The organism is Paenibacillus antri (genome assembly GCF_005765165.1).
GTDB lineage: Bacteria > Bacillota > Bacilli > Paenibacillales > YIM-B00363 > Paenibacillus_AE > Paenibacillus_AE antri.
The window spans coordinates 190,719-208,919 of record NZ_VCIW01000010.1 but is presented as its reverse complement, the minus strand read 5'-3'; the positions used below and the strand labels follow the sequence as shown (position 1 = coordinate 208,919).

Here is an 18,201-nt window from a genome sequence, read left to right as displayed (position 1 = left end):
TTCCGGAAATCCGGATCGACCGCTTCGCTCCTCATGCCGTTACCACTTGTACTGCGCGCAGCCCTTCGCTTTCAAGGCCGCTTCCGCCTTCGCCCCGGAGGATTTAAAGAGGTTCTTCCAATCCTTCGCATCCGTCTCGAAATGTCCGGCTTCCAACGCCAAGGACGATTCGGACGGGCTCATGAAGTCGTACCCGAGCGGTCCGAGCTCCACCTTCGCGAGGGGGCTCACCGCCATGCAATCGCCGTTGAACGCGCTGGTCACCTTGTAGCCGGCCGAGATGGAGGCAGGCCCCCATGACGCCTTGCCGGTCGCCTCCGCGACGAGCTCGGTGTTGGACAAATCCTCGAACGGATTGATTTCCAATCCGCCGCCGACGCCGAGGCCGACTTCGGCGCAGGCGGAAACTCCCTCGTCCGTGATGCACACCTTGCCGCCGCCGCCAAGGCCGGAATAGGCGCTGCCGCCTATGCAGAACAACCCGCACGGATCGCGGAGCAGCACAGGATTATTGTTTACGTAGGCATACAGGTTTGCTTGGTTTGCGTCGAAGAGAATCGGGTCGCGGGCCGTCCAACGGCCCGATGCCGGATCGTAGTCCCGGAAGCCGAATCGGACCAGCTTCGTCCCCTCGTCCGCGATGCCTCCCGCAAAGCCGATCGCCAGCGGGAACGAAGGATTCGAGTCGGACGTCAGGACGCCGAAACTGTCATACTCCAGCTCCTTCAGGACGGTGCCGTCGCCGGCGAGCACCCGCTCCGGCGTACCGACCGCATCCGTGATGACGTAATAGCGGACGCCGCCTCTTTCGAACGCGATCAGCAAGCCCTGCTCGTCATAGAAATACGTCGTTACCGCCCCATTCGGGTCGATGGTCGCCGTCAAGCTGTGCGGCGCTTCCGGATTGCCGTACAGGTATTGCGTCTTCTCCCCGCCGGACACCCGCGCGACTCTTCTTCCGAGAGCGTCGTAGTGGTACTCGTATACCGCTCCCGTCACGGTGGCCGTCAGCAGTTCCCCTCTAGCCCCGTACTGGAACGTATCCGACCCCCGATTCGTCAGGTATCCGTCGACATCGAACGAATACGCCGTTCCGCCGGCCTGCTCCAGCACATCATAATCCCCATATGTCGCGATCTCGGCATCGGAGCCGGTCACCGAGCGAAGGATACGGTTCCGGTTATCGACATAATCGTAACTTTCGACCGACGTCGCCCCGTCCGTCCCGACTTTCGCGACTTCCGTCAGTTGACCGTCCCCATCGTACTTGTAGCTGTACGTCTCCACGCCCTTCGATGTCGTAACCGTCTTGTCGGTCACGAACCCGCGCTTGTCGAAAATGTGCTCCGACCTCTGGACGACGACGCCGTTCAACGTATGGACGACTTCTTCGATCCGGCCCTTATCGTCGTAGGAGACGCCGATATTCATCTTGCCGTCCGTGACGGCGCCGATCCGCTTGCCCGGCCCCGTCCGTTGGAAGGCGAACGGACCGAACTGCGTCCGATTCAAGTCTTTATCGTACGCGATCGCCATCGTCTGATTGCTTACGCCGCCGGCCGTCATCCGAATGCCCGTCAGATTGGAGTAACCGTCGTACGTGTAAGCGAAGCTTCCGTTCGCCGCCCCGGATAACGTCATTCCCGTCACATCGGAACCGTCGTACTGGTAATCGATCGCCTGGTTGCCGGCCGTGCGTCCGGTAACGCTCGTCGCGATCCGGCTCACGAGATCGGTCGCTCCCTTATACGTGAACGTACGCGCGATGTCGGCATCGTTCAAGCCGTTGATCCGTCCGGTAGCGTCGTAGACGTAGTCCACTTCCCTTCCACCGGCCAGCGTCGTCTTGTCGAACTTGCCGGAGCTCGTATATTCGACCGTAAGTCCTCCGGTCCGACCGGCAGGCGCGAAGCCGCTGAACTGGTTCAGGCCGTTGAAGGTTTGCATATACGTCGTCTGATCCGGCATCGTAATGGACGTCATATTGCCGGAATCGTCGTATCCTTTGCCTACGGTCTGGCCGCCCGGCAGCGCGATCGATACGATGCGGTCCGCGTCGTCGTACGTGTAGCGTTTCTTCTGCCCGCCCGCATCGATAACTTCTTCGATCCGATGCTTGGCGTCATACGTGTTTTGCACGAATTGATCGCCTTGCTCCGCGCGGAATAACCGTCCGAACTCGTCATAGGAGTAGATGATCGGCGCCACGAGCGGATCGGACTCTTCCACTTTCGCTACGCGGTCTTTCTCATCCAGATACGTATACAACACGCTACCTTCGGCGCTCGTTTCGGTAAACTTCTTCTCGGCCGCGTCGTAAACCGCGGTCGACGTCGCCGTCGTCGTCTTCCCGCCGGACGTCTGCGTCATCGTATACGTCGTTTGGTACGTCTTCACGCTGAGCGGGTTCCCGCGTTCCGCTAACGTAACGACTCGATTTTCCGCTAACGTCCAACGGCGTCCTTGCGGAGTCACGTAGGTGACGTTCGCGGCGACCGGCGCGGCGTCTCCCCATCTCGGGTCGGGCGCAAGCGTCTTGGTCGCCTGCGTCCCGTCGGGATACTGAATCGTCTCGACGCCCGCATCCGTGACTACGGAGGTGGTCACCGCTCCGGACGGATCCGTGCTGACCCGCTTCAACGCCCCGGTTTCGCGCGTGACCGCGTACGAGGTCTTCAGATCTCCCGGCTGCGTGTACGTCACTTTATATCCGTTCGGCAGGCTCTCCCGCACGAGCGTCGAGACGCCCGCCAGCGGGTTCTCCGCCGATGCGAGATAGCCGGAATCGTCGTACCCGTAGGTACGCACCTCTTTATTCGGGTCGATGAACTTCTCCAGCAGCCCGGCGCCGTTGTACGCCATTTCGTACGCTTCCCCCGCCGGATTCGTAATTTTCGTCAGCCGACCCTGCTCGACCGTCAACGTCGTACGCTGTCCTCCGGGCGCCACGATGGCCGTAGGCACGCCGGCCTCGTCGCGTTCGATCCGCACCTGATTTTGGTTGCGGTCCGTCAGCGCCGTCAACCTTCCTTCCTCATCGTAGCTCAATGCGTAGATGGTATTTCCGGTCAGCGTATTCACCGTATCCACGTGCCGCCCGGTCGCGGGATCGAAGCGGAACAACTGCAGCCCGCTCTCGTCCGCGATTTCGGTTTTTCCATTCGGTTCCAATTTATAGAGATAGAACGCGTCGGGTCCGATCGTGTGCTGCACCTGCAGGAGCAAATCTCCCTTCGGACCGATGCCCATCAAGCGGATCGGAACGTTGCCGCTGCTCCATCTTCCTTCCTCCTTCGCCCGCCGCTTCATCGAGGAGAGGATATCCGGAGTGACCTCCTGGATGATGTGCTCCGGCGTAACGCGGAACAGCCTGCGGTCGTCCGAATTGCTCAGCGTCAGGAAGTAGATGTTCCCGGCGCGGTCGATCTCCATGCGGGGTCCATCCACACGGAAGGTAGCGTCCTTCGCCGGAATCCCGTCGTAGAATTGTTCCAGGGTCGGCCGGACGTTCCCCGCCACATGCTCGATATTTCCCTCGACCGTCATCTTTCGAATGCGGGTATACGAACAGTAGATGCCTGAGCATCCGCCCCGGTCCAGCATATACAAGCTCCCGTCCGGCGCGAGCTCGATGTCGTCGACGATGCCGACGTTCTCCTTCGTGACCGGGCCGCTGTCCACGCCGGCGTAGGTCGGCGAAGTGTAGCCTCTTACGCCGAAGGCGGTCAGGATGCCGTCCGAACCGATTCGGTACAGCCGCGCGCTGTCCGTGAAGAAGATGCTTCCGTCCGCGGCGATCTCCAGATTCTTCGGATCCCTCAGATTCACTTCAAGCGCCGGGACGCCCTCGGGGAAATCCTCGTACTCCGATCCGGGAACGCCGGTGCCGGCGATCGGTACCCATGCCGGGTCGGTTTCCGCCTTCTTCCAAATCCGGTACGTTCCCCAGCTCGTCGCGTAGAGCGTCTCGTTCGCGTCGACGACGAGGGAAGACAGCGTCAATTGCCCTCTCATGGCGGCCGCTTCCTCGGCTTCGCCGTTCGGTTTCACTCTCCATACGACCTGTTCCACATGGTTCGGATACGGCAGTCCCGTGTTCCGGTAGGTGCCGACATACAAGTCCCCGCTCGGCCCTACGGCCAGATCGGTCGGAATCGTCGTCTTGCTGTCGGTCGGGATGCCCAAGGCCGGCGCTTCCGGCGTCCCGCGGATAAACGCTTCCCGAGCGCTCAGCGCGCCTTCCCGGTACTCCGTAAAGCCGGTGCCGAAGGAAATCATGCCGGTTTCCCCGTCGTACTGGTGGTGCGGGCTCAGGCTCCAGCCTTCGATCCCGGCATGCTCATACGGATCCACCGGACTCTCGATCAGTCCGTGCCATGTCCTCTGCGTCGCGATCGTCGTCGACGTACGTCCGATGCCGATGACGCTCCTCGACCCGCCGGAACCGCCGGACACCTGCCCGAAGCTGCTCTCGAACGAGCTTCTCGCCGCGTAATACACCGGTCGGTAATGATACTGGACAGTGACCGTATAAGGGTATGATCCCGTCAGCTGTCGATCGTAAGCGTCCATCCCGTCCCAGACGAAGGTATACAAAGATTGCGAAAGCGGGACGAACGTCGACGTCTTCTTCCCGGCGACCTCGACCGAGACGCTTGCGGCGATCACGGACGCCGGCAGCGGACCGGCGACCACCGGAACGGATAGCGTCGACTTGCTCTTATACCCTTCGGATCGCCGGCTGTAATAGTTCAGCGTCATGTTGGTTCCCGCGATCGGAACCGCCTCTCCGAGCGTTTGCTCCTGACATCCGATGACGGAGCCGGATTTCTTGCACGGATCGTTCACGTTCGGGTTATTGGAATTCGGCCCCCGATTCGGCGGATTCACCGCATCGGAAGGAGGACCGTAAGGCCAGTTGAAATCCCACGGGGTAAAGTGCTCGATCGGCACGCGCCAGAAGCTTTGCCCTGCCGAATACAGTCCTGCGAGCTTCTCCCTCTCCGCCGTCGTCAGCCCGAGTGCCGCCAGCCGGTCCTCCGCATCCGCCGCGCCGTCCCCGTCCGTATCCACGGAAGCCATGCCGCCCTCTACGCCGACGATCGCAACGACTTTGCCGTTCGGCGAAGCGACCCACGCGCCCGCTTCCCGGTCATAGTACCCGGAAGGGACGATCTCTCCGACTGGGAAGCCCAGGAAATTATCGACATACGCATACAGAGGCTGATTGAAGCGAACCTCCGTCGCGCCCGCCGCCACCGCTTCGTCGGCCGACAGCTCTACGGCGTAGGTGTAGCCCACGAACGTCGGCAGCTCGCCGGGCATCGCCTGAAGGCCGTTCTCGCCGACGGTGTATTCCGTCGCGCGCACGTTCATGCTCGGCAGGGGAGCGGTCGTCCCGTCCGCCAGCTTCATATAGGCCGTCGTTCCTTCCGGAATGAGCAGCGTCGCTTGCCGGGTGCCGTCCGCATCGGTCACCGGGCTCCCTTGGGCGACCTGCATCTCGGTCGTTCCTTCTTCCAGGGAGACGGCGGTCGCTTTCGCGTCGTACCGCTTCATCGCGACGTCCGGCAGCGTCGCGAAATCCGCCCACGGCGCCATCGTCTTGCGCTGAATCGACATGTACCCGTCTTTCTCGTATTGGACCGTTACGGTTCCGCCGCCGTTCACCGCCAGATCGAAGCCGCCGTCCGCGCGGGTCAGGGTTCGACCCAGCTCTTCGTAACCCAATACGGAGATTGCGACTCCGGCAAGCGGCGCGCCTTGATCGTCCAGCGCCCGGCCGCGAAGCACGGACATCCGCTCCGGCTCGATCGCGCCCGGAACGACGCCGATCTGAATCGGCTGGGGACCCTCGAAGAGGAACGAGTTGTTCGAAGCGAACGTCCCGGACCCGTCGACCGGAATTTCCGGCGCGACGTCGCCGGGATCCGTAGGATCCGTCGACGGGGGCACCAGCACCGCGACCGCTTCGGACTTCGCCGATTCGTTCCCCGCCGCATCGACGGCCGATACGGCGAATTGATAGAGGACGCCCGGCGTCAGGTCCGAAACCGTGTACGAGGTTCCCGCGAATGCGCTTAGAAGCGCATGCCACGATAGACCGCCGTCTAAAGACCGATACAAATTGTATCCCACAAGAGCATCGTCCTCGACGGCGCTCCACGCAAGCAGCGCATGGGCCGCTTCCACGGTCGCGGTCAGCCCTGCAGGGACCGCCGGCGGAACGGTGTCCGGCACCTCGAGCGGCACCGCCGTAACGACTCCCGACTTCGCCGATTCGTTCCCGCTCCGGTCCACGGCCGTTACGGCGAAGGTATACGCCAATCCTTGCGTTACCTCCGTAACGGTATAGGCGGTCGCCGTCCCCGCGGCAACCCCCGTATCCCAGTCCTGACCGCCGTTCATAGAGGTATATACTCGATAACCGCTTAGGTCCGCATCCCCTACGGCCTGCCACTGCAGCTCGATCCGGTCCGAAGAAGCGGTCGCTTCAAGCCCTTCCGGGACCGCCGGCGGCGTGACGTCGGGCGTCTCCCCGCCGCCGCCGTCCGAACCGCCGCCGTTTCCGGAATGCGGCTTCAAGTCGGCAAGATCGATCGTGCCCAAATCATAGCTTTCTCCGGCTTGCGGCGCGTGCAGCGGGGTCAACAGCCGGTACCAGCCGTCCCCGTCCGCGTTCTCTTCGTCGAGCCCCGACGGCGCCTCTCCCGCGAACGGCACCCCTTCCCATCTCGCATCCACCGACAAGTGGTAAGTACGTTCCGGAAGCACATAAACCCGGAACGATCCGTCCGCTTGCGTCGCGGTAAGGAAAGCCGGGTTCGTCCGGAACGAAACCAACGCTCCCGCCGCCGCCTCGCCGTTCGCTTCCGTCAGCTTTCCTGTAAAGACCGCGGCCTTCTCCGCCTGCAGCGCAACGACCGGGGTGCCCTTGCCGACCCCGATGTTCTTATACGCCGCGAAGCCGCCTTCATGCTGGACCGCAACATCGTAAGCGCCGTTCTTCAGCGACGCGTTCCAGCTCCCCTGGGCATCCGTTACGCCCCAGACGGATTCGTCTCGCCCCCCCTTCGCGCGTACCAACACGGAAGCGGAAGGCAGCGGCGCGCCGTCCGAATCCGTAACCTGCACCGTTACCGGGGTAAGCTCGTTCCCCCTGCCGGCCGCTAACGCCTCGTTCGCCGCCCAAGAGGGCGTAATCGAGGACAGCGCCAAACAAACAGCCAGAACCCTTGCCATCCTACTCCAAATCGATCGTAAAGCCACGTTCATCCTCTCCCACCATTCATTCGAATCTACGTGAATCGATCCAAGACCTTCCAGATACATAACGTTTCGTATATTACCACCTTTCCGATCTTTCTCCATGGGTCGCAGGTAGGATTTTGAAACTAAATTTCACGAGTAAATTACATTTGTGAATTTTTACTTCAAGCCTTTTATTTCAAGGCGCTATGTCTTTTCGAGCCGTTTTATATCGGGACTATTGGCCCTATATAAGCAAAAAAAGACCGCCGCAAGTCCCAAGGACTCGCGGCAGTCTTCCGTATATGCGGCAACGGAAACTGAATTATTTCGTCGCTTCCGTCACTTGCTTCACCATCTCGGAGACGGAGATCAGGCCGCCGCCGGACAGGTACCAGTAGTTCGGATCGAGGTAGACGATCTTATTATTCTTGTAGGCCTTCGTGTTCTTGATCAGCTCGTTGTCCGACAAGGAGCCCGCCGGAGCGGCTTCGCCCGACGTCACGACGGCGTTCCGATCGATCACGAACAAGTAGTCCGGATCTTTCTCGACGATGTATTCGTAGGTGACGCTCTGACCGTGCGTCTCGACGACGATGTCCTCGTCGACGGCCGGGATGCCGAACGCGCCGTGAATGATGCCGAAGCGCGAGCCCGGTCCGTACGCGCTGATCTTTCCTTCGTTCGTCAGCACGACGAGCGCGTTCTTGCCGCCGGCCGTCGACGCCGCGTTCAGGTCGGCGACCGCCTTCTCCACCGCTTCCACTTCCGCCGCGACTTCCGCTTCCTTCTGGAAAATTTGCCCGAGAATCGTTACGTTGTTCTTGAACGACTCCATGTAGTTGGCGTTGTCGACGCCGATGAACACCGTCGGAGCCAGCTTGGTGAATTCTTCGTAATGCGCCGATTGACGGCCAGAGATGAGGATCAGATCCGGATCGAGCTCCGCGATCTTCTCGAAGTCCGGCTCGACGAGGCTGCCGACGTTCGTATAGTCGGAGCCCGCGTACTTCTCTAGGTACGGCGGAATCGTCCCCGATTGCGGTACGCCGGTCACCGTTACGCCCAGCTTGTCGAGCGAGTCGAGCGCGCCGAAGTCGAACACGACGACCTTCGCCGGATTGACCGGCACGACCGTCTCGCCGAGTTGATGCGTAATCGTAACTTCCGTCGGCGCCGCCGGCTCCTCGGCTGCAGGCTCCTCCGCAGCGGGCTGCTCCACGGGAGGCGTCTCCGCCGCTCCTTGGGTGCCGTCCTCGGACGCGTTGCCGCCGCCGCATGCCGCGACGACCAGCATCATGACCATCAATACCGCCCATACCGAAAATTTCTTCATGATCCTAACCACTCCTTATAATAATTTGGTTTCTATGTTGTCTTTCCTTTATGCCCCTATGAAAAGTACACCGCGATCCGATTCCCGCCGATCGGCTCGATCGGAATGTCCATGTCGTATATCTCTTTCAACGCGTCGGTGCGGATAATTTCGTCCACGGCGCCTTCCTTCGCCACGCGGCCGTCTCTCAGCGCGACGATCCGATCCGAGTAGCAGGAAGCGAAGTTGATGTCGTGCAGCACGATGACGATCGTCTTGCCGAGGTCGTCGACCAGGCGCCGAAGCACCTTCATGATTTGCACCGAGTGCTTCATGTCGAGATTGTTGAGCGGCTCGTCGAGCAGGATGTATTCGGTGTCCTGCGCGATGACCATCGCGATGAACGCGCGCTGGTTTTGCCCGCCGCTCAGCTCATCCAAATATTTGTGCTGCATCGCTTCGAGATCCATGTACCGGATCGCCTCGTCGACGTGCTTCCAGTCGTCCGGCGTCAGCCGACCCTGCGAATACGGGAAGCGGCCGAAGCTGACGAGCTCGCGCACCGTGAGCCGGACGTTCACGATATTCGACTGCTTCAGGATCGAAATCTTTTTCGCTAAGTCGCCGCTCTTCCACTTCCGGATTTCCTTGTCCTCGATCCACACTTCGCCTTCGTCCTGCGGCGTTAAGCGGCTGATCACGGAGAGCAGGGTGCTCTTGCCGGCCCCGTTCGGGCCGATGAAGGAAGTGATCTTGCGCGGTTCGATGCGCAGGGATACATTTTCGACGACGGGCTTGCCGCCATAGGACTTCGTTACGTTCTTCACGACTACCACGTTCGATTCTCCTTTAACAGCAAATACAAGAAGTACACGCCGCCGATGAAGTTGATGATGACGCTCAGCGTCGTGGAGAAGACGAACACGCGCTCCACGAGCAGCTGGCCGCCGACCAGCGCGACGACGCTGATCAGGATCGAAGCCGGGATGAGAAACTTGTGCCGGTACGTCCGCATGAACTGTACGGCCAAATTCGCCACGAGCAGTCCGAGGAACGTGATCGGCCCGACCAACGCGGTCGCGACGGCGATCAGCACGGCGATGACGACGAGCAGCCGCTTGATGACGCCTTCGTAGTCGATGCCGAGATTGACCGCATGCGACCGACCGAGCGACAACGTATCGAGCATCGGAATGAAACGCAGCGCATAGCCTCCGACGACGACGAACGCGCCGAGCGCAATCCAGACCAGATCCGTGTTCACGTTGTTGAAGCTCGCGAACATGCGGCCTTGCACGACGAGGAAGTCGTTCGGATCGATCAGCACCTGCATGAACGTCGTCATGCTGCCGAACAGCGTCCCCATGACGATGCCCGCGAGCAGCAAGAAGTAGATGTGGGCGCCCGGCCGCTTGAACAGCAGGCGATACAACACCAGAGCGAAGCCCATCATCGCCGCGACGGAGAGGAAGAAGTTCAGCTTCTGATTGATGACCGCGACGTTCATCGCGCCGTACGCGAAGACGATGAACGTCTGGACGAGCAAGTACATCGAATCGAGGCCGATTATGTTCGGCGTCAAAATCCGGTTGTTCGTCATCGTCTGGAACACAGTCGTCGCGTATGCGATCGCCGCCCCCGTCAGTACGATCGCCAGCACCTTGTACGCCCGGCGCGGCAGCACGTACCCGACGTTGCCGCCGAGGTTCGCGAACAGGAAGACGGCGATGAGCGCCAGGGCGACGGCCGCGAGGGAGATGAGCTTGCCTCTAGGCCCCATAGTTCTTCCTCCTCAGCAGCATATACAGGAAGATCGCGCTTCCGATGACGCCGACCGTCAGTCCGATCGGAATTTCGTACGGGAAGATGATCAGCCGTCCGAAGATGTCGCAGGCGAGCAGGAACACGGCGCCGAAGAGCGCCGTCGACGTCAGGCTGTTCCGCAGATGATCCCCTCGATACATCGTGACGAGATTCGGGATGATAAGCCCGAGGAACGGAATCATGCCTACGGTCAGCAGCACGACGGCCGAGACGAGCGCGACGATCGCGAGGCCGATGTTGACGACCTGCTTATAGTTCAGCCCGAGGTTGACCGCGAACGATTCGCCCATGCCGGCTACCGTGAATCGATTCGCGTACGCGTAAGCGACGATCAGCACCGGCACGCTAAGATATAGCAGCTCATAGCTGCCGCGGATGATCAGCGAGAAGTCGCCTTGCATCCAAGCGGCGATGTTCTGGATAAGATCGTTCTTGTACGCGAAGAACGTCGTGACCGAACCGATAATGCTGCCGAACATCAGTCCGACGAGCGGAATGAAGATCGCGTCTTTGTACTTCACCCGGTCGAGCAGCTTCATGAAAATATAAGTGCCGGCCAGCGCGAACGCGAAGGCGACCAAGATCTTGGCCATCGTCGACGTGCCGGAGAACAGCAGAATCGCCACGAGCACGCCGAGCCGGGCCGCTTCGTCGGTGCCGGCCGTCGTCGGCGACACGAACTTGTTGCGCGTCAGCTGCTGCATGATGAGGCCGACGATGCTCATGCTCATCCCCGCGATGACGATGCTGACGAGCCGGGGCACGCGGCTTGCGAAAAAAATTTGCGCCTGCTTCTCGCTCATCGTAAACAGGTCCATCGGCGTTAAGTCCGAGACGCCCACGAACAGCGAGACGACGGACAGCGCGATCAGCGCAGGCAATAAATAACGTATTTTCATGATTCGCTCCTGGCGTATATGCTTCTCCATGGAAGCGTCTAGTCGCCGCCTCGCGGCATGGCGTTACTCGCCGATGACGGTCAGCAGCCGCGAGGCCGGAATTCTCGCTTGCGCGGGCGGCACCGCCGCGGGGTAGCCGACATGCAGACTGCCGACGATCTTCTCGCCGGGCCGCGCGCCGACCGCCTCCCGAAACCCGGGCTGATGCAAGAGGCCGTACGTCTCCCAAACCATGCCGAGGCCCCGCTCCCACGCGAGCAAGCCGAAGTTGTGAATGACGCAGCTCGTCGCCGCGTAATCTTCCTCGCGCACGGCGAGCTGCGTATCTTCCCGCATGAGCACGACGACGAACATCGGCACGGCCATCAGCTTGTTATAGAAAAACTCGCCGAGCTCCTTCGATTTGACGGGATCCTTCTCCCGCTTCTCGTTGACGGCTCTGGACACTTCCGCGATCCGCTTGCGACCTTCCCCGTGCACGACGACGAACCGCCACGGCTGCGTCAGCTTGTGATTCGGCGCCCATACGGCGGTGTCGAGCAGCTCGGCGACGACGTCGAGCGGTACCGGACGATCCTGTTGGAACTTATGTACGGATCGACGTCCCCTAATAACTTCCGATAATCCCATAAGGTCCCCCTATGCCGCCGGCATTATTCTCCGCCGGCGATGCCGAAAGTGATAATCATTATCAGTGAAACACTTTCCCTATTGTACCGCATCCTTCTTCGAGCGGAATGGACATTTCTACTTTTCGTATGGACTTTTTAAAACGTCCCCGCGCAGCAACTGATTGACGGTCTGGTCGAGCAGGCTCTCGTAGAAAGCCGCGTTGTACAGCGAAGGATCCGAATGGCGGATCAGCAGGCATGCCGTCCGCCCGGATTTCCGTTCGCGCCATTCGGCGGCCAGACGGAAGCCGAACGATACCGGCAGCGAGTCGGGCAGCAGGAAGAGCACGTTGTCGCAGGGCAGCGCCGCGACGTCCTCGATCCGCTCCGTGTCCAGAAAGCCGAGGCCGAGCGCTTCCGGCGGCGGAGCGAAGCCCAGCTCCGAGTAGAAGAGGTCGCTCATCTTCTTCCGCTGCGGCCCGAACACCCGGAAGCCGCCGGCATACGCGCCGACGAGCAGGAACGGCGCGCCGCCCAGCTTCTCGTTCACGTGCGTACGCGCGTTGGACGCCTTCGTCTCGAACAGCGACAGCCACCGCTCCGCGACGCCCGGCAGCTCGAGCGAGCTCGCGATGCGAACGAGCCGCTCCTTCCAAGAGGGCGCCTCCGGCCCCTTCCATACGATTCGCTCTACCGGCGCGATCATCTCCAGCTCCGCTTGAATGTCGTCCGGCACCGGATGCGTGAAGATGATGTCGGGCTTCGCCGCTCTTAGGTTCGGCAGCAGCTCCTCGGCGCGCGCCTCCCAGCCTCTCGGAGGCGCGAACGCGGACGCGATGCCGAGCGCCGCGAGATCGCCCTCGAAGACCGGGCACAGGTTCGCGATGCGCCGATTGGCCCGGCTCGCGTATTCGGACGGCGACACGCCCATGTGCTTTTTGAACAGCCGGCTGAAATACAGCTCGTCCGCGTACCCGACGGAATGGGCCACGGCCATGATCGATGCGGGCGCGTTCGACAGCCGGGCGAGCGAAGCGTTCAGCCGCACGGCCGTCAGCAGCTTATGCGGGCTGAAGCCCGTGTGCTCCCGGAACGCTTGGTAGAAGCGGCTCGGGGAGGCGCCGGACAAGCGTGCGAGCTCCTCCATGTCGAGGTGCTCGTCGAACCGATCGCGGATCGCGCGCCGCGCCTCCTCGACGTGGCGATGCAGCGGATCTTCGGCGCTGAGGGCGGCCGCCCGCGCGGCCGCGACGCAGGCGGCCGCGACCGCGTGCAGGTGCGCCTGCCGCTCGAGCCGCGTCTCGAGCGGCAGCGCTTCGAAGCGGCCCGCTCCCGCGCTGGCCGCGAACGCCTCCGCCGGCGCGCGCGAGCGGGGCAGTCGGAACGTGCGGCTGCCGCCTTCGTTCGCGGGCCACGCCGGTACCGCTTCCGACGCGCGAAAGCGGACGAGCAGGACGTCCGCCGGCGCGGGTCCGGGATTATATAGCGTTAATCGTCTGCGCGACGGGACGAAGAACCAGTCGCCGGATGCCGCGGCGAAGTCCGCCGCCTCGTCCTCCATCGTCGCGGACACGTGCTCGCGCTGGACGAAGCCGAACCGCGGCGCCTCGTCGCCGGCGACGTCGACGCGTCCGCTCTCCGGCACGCGGACGAGCGTAGTATCTAAGTATGAGAGCAAGTCCGTTCACGTCCTTTCCAACATCTCATTTTATTTGAAAATGATTCTCATCGTCAAACGAAGACGATCTTCCGCCGCCGAATTGCGTACGATGAACGCAGATTGTGCGCACCAGGTACCCGCTTGCTGCATACTTGGTCCGCACTTGCCCCCGTCCCGCCGTCCGCCGGTCCTTTGCGCCCCTTCCTCCCCGATTTCCTTACGTTCAGCCGGTCGGCTGAGCGAAAGGAAACCGAGGAGAAGGAAGAAAAAAAGCGACGGTGCGAACCGCAGCGCATAAAAAATAGCGGAGGCTCCGGCACGCGACCGGAACCTCCGCTATTTTTCCCCTACTTGAACTTCTTCCAATCCATGCCGCTATTATTGAGCAGATGCTCGAAATCGTTGTCGAGCCGCTTCTGCTCCTGCTTGCGGCGTTCCTCCGCCTCGGCGCGCTGGCGTTCGCGCTCTTGCGCTTCCTGCGCCTTGAGCGCGTCGGCCTGCGCCTTCAGCTTCGCCAGCACGTCCGCGCCGAGCGCGTCCTTCAGCGTCAGCCCCTTCTCCTTCTCTTGCGAAGCGGCTTGAGGCGCGGTCTTCCCCCCGGACCATCCGTTCGAAGACCCGCCTGTCTTCCGTTTGCCCATACGTCATCACCCGTTAACGATCATACCACCGTTCACGTGCAAAATCTGCCCCGTCATATAGGAGGAATCGTCGCTCGCGAGGAAGACGAAGCTCGGGGCCAGCTCCTCGGGCTGTCCCGCGCGCTTCATCGGCGTCGTGCCTCCGAACTTCGATACCTGATCTTCGTTGAACGTCGACGGGATGAGCGGCGTCCAGATCGGCCCCGGGGCCACGCCGTTGACGCGGATGCCCTTGCCGACGAGCTGCTGCGACAGCGAACGGGTGAACGTCACGATCGCGCCCTTCGTCGAGGAATAGTCGAGCAAAATCTCGTTGCCCTGGTACGCCGTGATCGACGTCGTATTGACGATCGCCGCGCCCGACTTCAGATGCTTCATCGCCGCCTTCGTCAAGTAGAACATTGCGAAGATGTTCGTCCGGAACGTCCGCTCCAGCTGCTCCGCCGTAATGTCCTCGATGCTCTTCTGCGGATGCTGCTCCGCGGCGTTGTTCACGAGAATGTCGAGCTTCCCGTATTCGCGGACGGTCCGCTCCACCGCATCCCGGCAAAAAGCTTCATCCCCGATATCTCCGGCGATCAAGAGGCACCGCCGGCCCTCTTGCTCGACCTGGCGCTTCGTCTCTTCCGCGTCCGCGTGCTCGTTCAAATACACGATCGCCACGTCCGCGCCTTCCTTCGCGTACGTCACGGCCACCGCGCGGCCGATGCCGCTGTCGCCGCCGGTAATGAGCGCGGTCTTGCCGAGCAGCTTGCCCGCGGCTTTATACTGCCGATCCTCGAACACCGGCTTCGGGTTCATGTCCCGCTCGAGGCCCGGCTGCCGGTCCTGATGCTGGGGAGGGAACGTCTGCTTCGGCGGCTGCTGCGTCGTCGTTGCCATAACCATCGACTTCCTTTCGGTTCCAAGAATGGTGCGATCCGCGCTTAGTATGTTCCCGTTCCCCTCCCGCTATTTGCCGCGCGGCGGCGGGAATTGCCGGACGCGCTTATGACACGCTTCAATTTGCGTTTACACCGCGGCGCGGCGCCCTTATAATGCCGATAACACCACCGATTAGCGGAGTTAAGGAAGTGCAAGCGCGTGAGCGAAGCGAAACCCCGAATGTCGAATGCCGCGGAGCCGAATTTCGAGTCCCTTTTTCAATACAACTTGGATCCTGTCTTCGTGTTGGACGACCGCAGCAACTTCACCGGCGTCAACCCGGCGGGCGAGCTTCTGATCGGCTACACCCAAGAACAGCTTCGCTCGATGTCTTACATGCAGTTAGTCGTGCCGGAGTATGCCGCAGAGGTCGAGCGCTGTTATTTCCACGTCATCCATCGACTGCAGCCGCAGACGATGGATGTGAACATCGTGCGCGGCGACGGGAAAATCGCGGAGCTGACCATCACGACCGTGCCCCTGCTGGCGGACGGGCGCGTCGCTGGCGTCATCGGCATCGCCAAGGATATGACCTCGAGGAACAAGTCCCTTCGGTTGATCGACGGGCAAAACCGAGTGCTCGAGATGATCGCGAAGACGCAGGAGCTGGACGACATCCTTCGCAGCATCGTCGCGCTGATCGAGGAGCAGACCGGCGCGCTGTGCTCGGTGCTGCTGTCGGACCCGGCCGCCGGCCGGCTCCGGCTGCGATCGGCGCCGAGCTTCCCCGAAGCGTTCAATCGCAATTTGACGGAGCTGCCGATCGGCCCTTCGATCGGCTCGTGCGGAAGCGCCGCTTACTATAAGAAAACCGTGATCGTCTCCGACATCTCGACGGACGAACGCTGGGACGGCTACCGAGAGCTTGTCCAGCCGTACGGCATCGAAGCTTGCTGGTCGGTCCCGATCGTGCTGGAGGCCGAATTGGTCGGCACCTTCGCTATGTATTCCTTCGATCGGCGCTCCCCGAGCGAAGAGGAGCTTCGGTTGACCGAACGCGCCGGGGCGCTCGTCGGCCTCGCGATCGAGCGGCAGCGGCAGGACGAGACGATCCGGCACATGGCGTTCCACGACGCCTTGACCGGTCTCGGCAATCGCCGATTGCTGGAAGAATCGCTCGACCGGGCGATCGAACGGGCGGCTCGCGAGGGGGATCATCTGTCCGTGATGTTTTTGGACCTGGATCGGTTCAAGATCGTGAACGATTCGATGGGGCACCGATTCGGCGACGCGCTGTTACGGCAAGTCTCGAGGCGGCTGGTCGAGGCGGCGAACGGCGAGGGGTTGATCGCGAGGCAAGGCGGGGACGAATTCGTGCTGCTGCTGGACGGCGCATCGGAGGAGCGGGCGCGAGCGGTCGCGGAACGCATCTTGGACGCGCTGCAGGCTCCCTTCTACGTGGAAGGGCAAGAAATTTTCATCACGCCGAGCATGGGCGTCAGCGTCTTCCCCGATCACGGCCTCGACCCTCAGTCGCTCCTGAAAAGCGCGGACTACGCGATGTATCAAGCGAAGCAGAACGGACGCAACGGCTTCCAGCTGTTTAATCCTCAGCTGCAGTCGAAGGCGGAGAAGCGGCTCGAGCTGGAAAATCATCTGCGCCGCGCGCTGGAGCGCGGCGAGCTGTCGCTGCATTACCAGCCGCAGGTCAATACCCGCAAGCGGCGCGTCATCGGCGTCGAAGCGCTGCTGCGCTGGAATCACACGTCGTGGGGACCGGTCTCCCCGGCGACGTTCATCCCGATCGCCGAGGAGACGGGATTGATCTTGCCGATCGGGGATTGGGTGCTGAACGAAGCGTGCCGGCAGACGCAGTCGTGGATCGACGACGGACTGCCGCCGATGACGGTCTCCGTCAACATCTCCGCGAGGCAGCTGCAGCAGCCTGATTTCATCTCTCTGGTGCGGAACGCTCTCCGCGCGTCCCGGCTCCCGGCCCGGCTGCTCGAGCTGGAGCTGACCGAGAGCCTGACGATGGATCGGACGACCTCCTCCGAGGTCATCCGCCGGCTGAAGCAGCTCGGCGTCGGCATCGCGATCGACGACTTCGGCACGGGTTACAGCTCGCTCCATTACTTGAAGCATCTGTCCATCAACCGGCTCAAGATCGACCAATCGTTCATTCGGGATTTGCTTGCGGACCAGAACGATCAAGACATCGTGAAGGCGATCGTCACGATGTCGCACAGCCTCGGCATCGAGGTCATCGCGGAGGGCGTCGAAGCGACGGAGCAGGTACGGTTCCTCGAGCAACACGGCTGCGACCAGGTGCAGGGGTTCCTGTTCTCGCGCCCGCTGCCGGCGGAGGCCGTTCCTGCGTTTCTTCGGAAATAAGCTGCGCCCGAAGCCCATGCGTTTTCGGCAAAATGTCATATCTTCACCCGCCTTATGCCCGATGGAGGAGCCAATATCGGCAAAAGATCATCTATTTCGCTCCCCTTAGAGGTTTTATCCACCAAATATACGAACTTTCGCTCATAACAGGCCCCATAGAGGGTATTTCGACATCCGTTAGACGACAAATTGCCGATACTGCGAAAACAGAGCCGTCCCGCGACGCCGACCAGCGCTCGGGAAAGGCTCTTCGCTTTCGCCGCCCTTACAGCGGCAGCGCGACTTCCCCGGCGCTGACGATGCGGAGCGCGGGCACGTCCGAGTTCAGCTTAAGGAACGCCCGGTTTTGCGCCCGCGTCGCCACGAGCTGCACGACGACGGCATCGTCCCTAACGTCCAACAGCCTGCACGGGAACGCATCGACCCAGCCGCGAAGCCGAGCCGCGCGCTCTTCGCTCGCCTCCATGCCGAGGCGCACCAGCATCAGCTCCCGCGCGACCGCGGGCCGCTCCAGCGCTTCGACCTCGTAGACGTCGACGAGCTTCTGCAGCTGCCGGACGACTTGGTCGACGCCTTGCTCCGGTCCCGGCGTCAGGATCGTCATCCGGGCGCAGCCCTCCCGCTCGCACGGCCCCACCGCGATGCTCTCGATGTTGAATCCCCTTCGCCCGAACAGTCCGGCGACGCGCTGCAGCACCCCCGGTTGATCCGATACGAGCAACGATAACGTATGAACGGTTCGCAT

At 61.8% G+C, this 18,201-nt stretch carries 11 protein-coding genes; 1 reads left to right on the top strand and 10 read right to left on the bottom strand.

Annotated features, from left to right (window positions below):
- Positions 1-39: 39 nt before the first annotated feature.
- The 9 genes from FE782_RS16450 to FE782_RS16410 all read right to left on the bottom strand — a co-directional run bounded on the left by FE782_RS16450 (position 40) and on the right by FE782_RS16410 (position 15,080).
- Positions 40-7,269, bottom strand: coding sequence for a carboxypeptidase regulatory-like domain-containing protein (locus tag FE782_RS16450; protein WP_158299421.1), 7,230 nt, complete (start codon positions 7,267-7,269; stop codon positions 40-42).
- Between the two features lie 304 nt (positions 7,270-7,573).
- Positions 7,574-8,584: a siderophore ABC transporter substrate-binding protein gene (locus FE782_RS16445; protein ID WP_138195314.1), complete on the bottom strand. Its 1,011-nt coding sequence runs from the start codon at positions 8,582-8,584 to the stop codon at positions 7,574-7,576.
- Positions 8,585-8,640: 56 nt separating this feature from the next.
- Positions 8,641-9,399 (bottom strand): iron ABC transporter ATP-binding protein, encoded by a 759-nt coding sequence (locus FE782_RS16440; protein ID WP_138195313.1) that lies wholly within the window; start codon positions 9,397-9,399, stop codon positions 8,641-8,643.
- Positions 9,393-10,343 (bottom strand): iron chelate uptake ABC transporter family permease subunit, encoded by a 951-nt coding sequence (locus FE782_RS16435; RefSeq protein ID WP_138195312.1) that lies wholly within the window; start codon positions 10,341-10,343, stop codon positions 9,393-9,395. Before FE782_RS16435 ends, FE782_RS16440 begins: the two co-directional genes overlap by 7 nt.
- Entirely contained in the window at positions 10,333-11,286 is a 954-nt protein-coding gene (locus tag FE782_RS16430) for an ABC transporter permease (protein ID WP_138195310.1), read from the bottom strand. Before FE782_RS16430 ends, FE782_RS16435 begins: the two co-directional genes overlap by 11 nt.
- Positions 11,287-11,349: 63 nt before the next feature.
- On the bottom strand, positions 11,350-11,916 hold the full coding sequence (locus FE782_RS16425) for a nitroreductase family protein (RefSeq protein WP_138195308.1): 567 nt from the start codon (positions 11,914-11,916) through the stop codon (positions 11,350-11,352).
- Between the two features lie 117 nt (positions 11,917-12,033).
- Positions 12,034-13,575 (bottom strand): AraC family transcriptional regulator, encoded by a 1,542-nt coding sequence (locus tag FE782_RS16420; RefSeq protein WP_138195306.1) that lies wholly within the window; start codon positions 13,573-13,575, stop codon positions 12,034-12,036.
- Between the two features lie 329 nt (positions 13,576-13,904).
- Entirely contained in the window at positions 13,905-14,198 is a 294-nt protein-coding gene (locus FE782_RS16415; RefSeq protein ID WP_138195305.1) for a YqkE family protein, read from the bottom strand.
- 6 nt (positions 14,199-14,204) lie between these two features.
- The gene (locus FE782_RS16410; RefSeq protein ID WP_138195304.1) at positions 14,205-15,080 is read right to left on the bottom strand and encodes an SDR family oxidoreductase; all 876 of its coding nucleotides are present in this window, start codon (positions 15,078-15,080) and stop codon (positions 14,205-14,207) included.
- 201 nt (positions 15,081-15,281) lie between these two features.
- Here FE782_RS16410 and FE782_RS16405 point away from each other — a divergent pair, with 201 nt between their 5' ends.
- Complete coding sequence (locus FE782_RS16405) at positions 15,282-17,456, top strand: sensor domain-containing protein (protein ID WP_138195302.1); 2,175 nt, start codon at positions 15,282-15,284, stop codon at positions 17,454-17,456.
- A 265-nt stretch (positions 17,457-17,721) separates the two neighbouring features.
- Here FE782_RS16405 and ilvN read toward each other — a convergent pair whose 3' ends face one another.
- Positions 17,722-18,201: an acetolactate synthase small subunit gene (gene ilvN, locus FE782_RS16400; RefSeq protein WP_138195301.1), complete on the bottom strand. Its 480-nt coding sequence runs from the start codon at positions 18,199-18,201 to the stop codon at positions 17,722-17,724.

Excerpts from the sequence above, each read along its gene's own strand:
- FE782_RS16445 (WP_138195314.1), bottom strand. The coding sequence starts at position 8,584 with ATGAAGAAATTTTCGGTATGGGCGGTATTGATGGTCATGATGCTGGTC.
- FE782_RS16435 (WP_138195312.1), bottom strand. The coding sequence starts at position 10,343 with ATGGGGCCTAGAGGCAAGCTCATCTCCCTCGCGGCCGTCGCCCTGGCG.
- FE782_RS16430 (WP_138195310.1), bottom strand. The coding sequence starts at position 11,286 with ATGAAAATACGTTATTTATTGCCTGCGCTGATCGCGCTGTCCGTCGTC.
- FE782_RS16425 (WP_138195308.1), bottom strand. The coding sequence starts at position 11,916 with ATGGGATTATCGGAAGTTATTAGGGGACGTCGATCCGTACATAAGTTC.
- FE782_RS16415 (WP_138195305.1), bottom strand. The coding sequence starts at position 14,198 with ATGGGCAAACGGAAGACAGGCGGGTCTTCGAACGGATGGTCCGGGGGG.
- FE782_RS16410 (WP_138195304.1), bottom strand. The coding sequence starts at position 15,080 with ATGGCAACGACGACGCAGCAGCCGCCGAAGCAGACGTTCCCTCCCCAG.
- ilvN (WP_138195301.1), bottom strand. The coding sequence starts at position 18,201 with ATGCGAACCGTTCATACGTTATCGTTGCTCGTATCGGATCAACCGGGG.